Annotated in this window: 4 protein-coding genes; all 4 read left to right on the plus strand. The window is 72.4% G+C overall.

The features are described from left to right. Positions 1-1,077: heparinase II/III family protein (locus tag Q0M60_RS05135; RefSeq protein WP_296816797.1), on the plus strand; the 1,077-nt coding region annotated here is incomplete at its 5' end. Further along, a complete protein-coding gene (locus Q0M60_RS05140) occupies positions 1,078-2,148 on the plus strand; it encodes a polysaccharide biosynthesis protein (protein WP_296816801.1) in 1,071 nt (356 codons plus the stop codon). Positions 2,149-2,156: 8 nt separating this feature from the next. After that, positions 2,157-3,761 (plus strand): bifunctional phosphoribosylaminoimidazolecarboxamide formyltransferase/IMP cyclohydrolase, encoded by a 1,605-nt coding sequence (gene purH, locus Q0M60_RS05145; protein ID WP_296816803.1) that lies wholly within the window; start codon positions 2,157-2,159, stop codon positions 3,759-3,761. A 41-nt stretch (positions 3,762-3,802) separates the two neighbouring features. Then, a partial coding sequence (locus Q0M60_RS05150; RefSeq protein WP_296816806.1) for a dienelactone hydrolase family protein occupies positions 3,803-4,019 on the plus strand: 217 nt, incomplete at its 3' end.

Below are 4,019 nucleotides of genomic sequence, written 5' to 3' on the forward strand. Positions count from 1 at the left end.
CTGCTGTCCGCCGGCCTTGGCCGCCTGCGACGGGCTCTGCCGCGCACCGTGCTGACTGACGGCTGCCACGCTTCGCGCAGCCCGGAAGCCGGCATGGAGCTGCTGTTCGACCTGCTGACGCTCGACGACGCCCTGCTCCAGCTCGGCCGCGAGGCGCCACAGGAGCTGGGCCGCGCCATCGATCGCGTGACCTCGGCGCTGCGGACCCTCACCCTGCCGGACGGCCGCCTGGCGGCTTTCCAGGGCGGGGAGCAGGGCTCAGCCCCCCGCGTCGCGGCCGTCCGCGCCCACGACGAGACGGGCGCACCCGCCGGCGCCGAACGGCTGACCTCGGGCGGTTACGAGCGGCTCGACGGGCAGTTGCTGCACGTGCTGCTGGACGCCGGCGCGCCGGCGGCGGGCGCCTACGCCAAGACGGCCTGCGCCCAGCCCGCCGCCATCGAGATCGTCTGTGGCCGGGACCGGCTTGTGACAAACGCGGGCTGGAGCGAGCGCGCCTCGGACCGCCAGGGCTTCCGCCTGACACCCGCCGCCTCGACGTTGAGCCTCGGCGACGCCTCGGTCGGGCAGCCGCTGGCCGGTAACCTGGCGCGGGTGCTCGGCCCCCGGCTGGAGGCGCCGGACTTCAACGTGGCGGTCAGGCGCGACGCGGGCGAGGGCGCCGTGCTGGTCGAGGTGGGCCATGACGGTTGGGTCGAGGGCTTCGGCCTGCGCCACGAGCGCCGCCTCTACATGGAGCGCCGGCTCGATGAGCTGCGGGCCGAGGAGCGACTGACGCCGAAAGGGCCGCCGAAGGCCGCCCTGGCCGCACCCTATGCCGTGCGGTTCCACCTCCAGCCCGGCGCCACCGCGTCCCTGGCGCGCGACCGCCACAGCGTCCTGCTGCGTGGCGAGACCGGACGCGGCTGGTGGTTCCGCTCCGACGCCCAGGAAGTGACGATCGAGCCCAGCGCCTGTTTCGAAAACGGCCTGACCCGGCGTACGGTGCAGATCGTGCTGCGTGGCGTGGCCCGGACGGACGCGGAGACCCGCATCCGCTGGAAACTCGAGCCCGCCGGCGCGGCGGAGGGGCTGTAGATGATCCACCGGCTGCTCGCCCGCCCGCCGCGCAACCTCGACGCATCGCGCACCCGCCACCTGATCGAGGGTCGCCGTGTGCTGGTCACCGGCGCCGGCGGAACCATCGGCTCTGAGCTGACCCGCCGCGCCGCGGCCTTGAGACCCTCGCAGCTCGTCCTGTTCGACGCCGCCGAATACAGCCTCTATCAGCTCGACCAGCAGCTCCGCGAAACCCGTGTCAGCGTCCCCTGGACCGTGGCCTTGGGCGACGTCCGCGACCGCGCCCGCCTTGAGCAGGTCTTCGCCGAGCAACAGCCCGAGGTGGTGCTCCACGCCGCCGCCCTCAAGCACGTTCCGCTCATGGAGACCCACCCCTGCGAGGCGGTGCTCACCAACGTCGGCGGCACGGTCAACGTCATGGAGCTGGCCCGCCAGACGGCCCAGGCCTTCGTCTTCGTCTCCACCGACAAGGCCGTGAACCCCACCAACGTCATGGGCGCCACCAAGCGGGTCGGCGAGCGCGTGGTCCAGTGCCTGGCTCCCCAGGGCACGGCGCGCGCGGCCATCGTGCGCTTCGGCAATGTGCTGGGGTCCACCGGCTCGGTCGTGCCCCTGTTCGAGCGCCAGATCGCCCGCGGCGGGCCGGTCACCGTCACCCACCCCGACATGACCCGCTGGTTCATGACCGTCGGCGAGGCGGCGGAGCTGGTGCTCCAGGCCTCGACGCTGCCGAAGGCGCCCGGCGACGCCCACGTCTATGTGCTCGACATGGGCGAACCCGTCCGCATCGACGACCTGGCTCGCCAGCTGATCCGTCTGCACGGCCACGAGCCCGACCTCGACGTGCGTATCGAATATTCCGGTCTTCGCCCCGGCGAGAAGCTGACCGAGGAGATCTTCTACGCCGCGGAGGACGTCGGCCCGACCGAGGTCGAAGGCGTGCTGTCGGCCCGCGCCGAGTCGCTGGACTGCCAGGCCATGATGAACCACCTGCTGTCCCTGCTCGCCGCGGCGTCCGCCCGCGACGAAGCCTCCACCCTCTCCTGTCTGCACAGCCTCGAACCCCGCTTCGGCTCCTCCCCCGCCTGAAGAGACCCATGCCCGCCGCACCCGACTTTCCGCCGCCGCCCGACCGCGTGACGCCCAGGCGCGCGCTCATCTCCCTCTCCGACAAGACCGGGCTGGAGGACGCCGCTCGCGCGCTTCACGGCCTGGGCGTCGAACTTGTCTCGACCGGCGGCACCCGCGCGGCGATCGAAAGGCTGGGCCTGCCCGTCCGCGACGTGGCCGACCTGACCGGCTTTCCGGAAATGATGGACGGGCGGGTCAAGACGCTGCACCCCGTCGTCCACGGCGGCTTGCTCGGCGTGCGCGACGCCCCGGCCCATGCCGAGGCGATGACGGCCCACGGCATCGGCCCCATCGATCTGGTCTGGATCGACCTCTACCCGTTCGAGGCCACCGTCGCGTCCGGCGGCGGCTTCGAGGCGGCGGTCGAGAACATCGACATCGGCGGCCCGGCCATGATCCGCTCAGGCGCCAAGAACCACGGCTACGTCGCCGTCTGCGTCGACAAGGCCGGCGTGGACGAGGTGCTCGCCGCGCTCCAGGCGGACGGCGCGACTTCACTCGCCCTCCGCAAGCGGCTGGCCGCCCGCGCCTACGGCAGGACCGCCGCCTATGACGCCGCCGTCTCCGGCTGGTTCGCGACCCAGATCGAGGACTCGGCCCCGGCCCGCAAGACCATCTCGGGCGGCCTCGCCCAGACCCTGCGCTACGGCGAAAACCCGCACCAGACGGGCGCCTTCTACCGGACTAGTGACGCCCGCCCCGGCGTCGCCAACGCCCGCCAACTGCAGGGCAAGGAGCTGGGCTACAACAACATCGCCGACGCCGACGCCGCCTATGAGCTGGTGGCCGAGTTCGCCGCCCCGGCCTGCGTCATCGTCAAGCACGCCAACCCCTGCGGCGTGGCGGTCGGCCACGACCTGTCGGACGCCTACAAGCGCGCGCTGGAGTGCGACGCCGTCTCCGCCTTCGGCGGCGTGGTCGCGGTCAACCGGCCCCTGTCGGGCGCCGACGCGAAACTCATCACCGACATCTTCACCGAGGTGGTCATTGCCCCGGACGCGGACGACGAGGCCCTGGCCGTCTTCGCCGCCAAGAAGAACCTGCGCCTGCTGCTGACCGAGGGCCTGCCCGATCCGCTCCAGCCCGGCGAGGTGTTCCGTTCGGTCTCCGGCGGCCTTCTGGTTCAGTCGCGCGACATCTCGCGGATCACCGCCGCCGATGTGAAGATCGTCACCCGCCGCCAGCCGACGCCCCAGGAGGTCGAGGACATGCTCTTCGCCTTCACCGTGGCCAAGCACGTCAAGTCGAACGCCATCGTCTACGCCAAGGACGGCCAGACCGCCGGCATCGGCGCCGGCCAGATGAACCGCCGCGACTCCGCCCGCATCGCCGCCATCCGCGCCCGCGAAGCCGGTGAAGCGAAGGGCCTGGCCCATTCGATGGCGCAGGGATCGGCCTGCGCGTCCGAGGCCTTCTTCCCCTTCGCCGACGGCCTGCTCGAGGCCGCCGCCGCCGGGGCCACCGCGGTGATCCAGCCCGGCGGCTCCATCCGAGACGACGAGGTCATCAAGGCCGCCGACGAGGCGGGCCTGGCGATGGCCTTCACCGGCGTGCGGGTCTTCCGCCATTGATCGACAGCCTGGCTGAACGCTGGCGGCGCCTAGAGCCGTCGATGCGCGTCCTCGGGCCGGACGACGGCGAGCCGCGCCCGGCGGTCCTCCTGTTCCACGGCTGCGGCGGGGTGCGCGAGCATATCGACACCTACGCCCGTGCCGCGGCCGAGGCCGGCTACCGCGCCTTCGTCATCGATTCCTACGCCGCGCGCGGCTGGGACCGGAACTTCGCCCTGGCCTTCGTCTGCTCGGGCGTCATGCTGCGCGGCGCCGAGC

It is taken from the genome of Brevundimonas sp. (assembly GCF_024711105.1).
Classification (GTDB): Bacteria; Pseudomonadota; Alphaproteobacteria; order Caulobacterales; family Caulobacteraceae; genus Brevundimonas.